We start from the raw sequence: 1,454 nt of genomic DNA, 5'->3' as shown, positions 1-1,454 counted from the left end.
CGCCCTTGCTGTCCCCGCCCTTGCTGTCCCCGCCACCTTCGATCAGGGCGGAGATCAGATCGTCGGTGGGCTCGGCCCGCCGCCGCGCGATCAGCTCCTTGACATAGTCCACGATGCCCACAAGTCCGTCGGCCATCCGGCTGCCGTCGCCGTACGCGAAGTCCCGTATCCAGTCGCACACCCGGCCCCGGTCCGCCTCGTCGACGCCGACCAGCTCGCAGATGACGACGGTCGTCAGCGGATACGCGAACTCACCCAGCAGATCCGCCTCGCCCTTCTCGGTCAACCCCCGGATCAGGTCCTCCGCGGTCCGCTCCACGAACGACCGCAGCGCCGCGATACGCCGGGCGGTGAACGCCCGGGTCAGCGGGGCGCGGCGCCGGGCGTGGTCCTCACCGTCGAACAGCGCCAGGTGACCGGCGACGTACTTCGCGTACTCGGCCGGAAATCCCTCGAACGCGGCCTCCACCAGCTCGGCCTGCGGATCCCCTCCCCCGGCCCCGCCGGGCACCTTCGAACGGTCCCGGATGAGCCGCGGCTCGGCCAGCGCCGCCTTGACGTCGGCGTAGCGGGTGACGAGCCGGACCGGGGTCGTCAGGCCCGGCAGCACCACCTGGGGGAGCTGGTCCTGCGCACGGAATTCCGCGTAGGCGCCGACCGGGTCCTCGACGAGCTCGGGGGTGAGATGGACGGGGGCGGTGGTGGTGGCCGTGCTGTGTGGTGAGGTCATGCCGCAGATCTTGCGGGCGGCGGCCTTCACCGCGGTTTCGGGGCGGTTTCACCGGCGGCCCGGACGGCCGCGGATGCCGACGCGAATATCCGCTGCTACCACTCGTGCCCCCCAAAGGTAGGGGTGCATTCCATGCTCTCGGGGGAGGTGTGCGGCCGATGACCAGCGCAGAGTAGAGGCGAGGGAAGGATGGAGATATGAGCCTGCATTCACCGCGCTTTACCTCGCGTCGTTCCGCACTCATTATCGGCATCTTCTTCGCGGTGGTCGCCCTGGTCACTTTCGCGATCTTCTTCTACGCCGCAAGCGCAGATTCCACACCCGGGAAGACCACGCCACGGGAATCCCATTCCTCGACCAAGTCGCCGTCTCCATCGAAATCCAAACACAAATCCAAATCCAAATCCCCTAAACACCAGTCCCACTCGGCCACTCCTCCTGAAGCGCAGCCGTCCACGCCGGATCAGCCCCCGCCCGATACGCCGTCCGACCAGCCCTCGGACCAGCCCTCAGACCAGCCACCGCCCGCACAGCCCCCGCCCCAACCGCCACCGCAGGACACCCAGCAGCCTCAGCCGGACCCGAACCAATCCCAGCCCGACCCGAACCAATCCCAGCCCGACCCCAACCAATCCCAACCGCAACCGGACCCCAACCAGCAGCAACAACCCCAGCCGGACCCGAATCAGCAGCAACAACCCCAGCCCGACCCGAACCAATCCCA

General features: G+C 68.2%; 1 protein-coding gene and 1 pseudogene. One reads left to right on the top strand and one right to left on the bottom strand.

The features are described 5' to 3' along the window. On the bottom strand, positions 1–730 hold a 730-nt coding region (locus tag CCN51_RS37480), incomplete at its 3' end, for a cytochrome P450 family protein (protein ID WP_245881752.1). A gap of 197 nt (positions 731–927) precedes the next feature. Between CCN51_RS37480 and CCN51_RS56670 the strand changes: the two are divergent. After that, positions 928–1,454 (top strand): annotated as a pseudogene (locus CCN51_RS56670) (hypothetical protein); the annotation flags it as partial.

The sequence above is a fragment of the Streptomyces milbemycinicus genome (assembly GCF_002154605.1).
GTDB classification, from domain to species: Bacteria; Actinomycetota; Actinomycetes; order Streptomycetales; family Streptomycetaceae; genus Streptomyces; species Streptomyces milbemycinicus.
The sequence above is the reverse complement of the archived record's forward strand: the minus strand, read 5'-3'. Positions and strand labels throughout refer to the sequence as shown.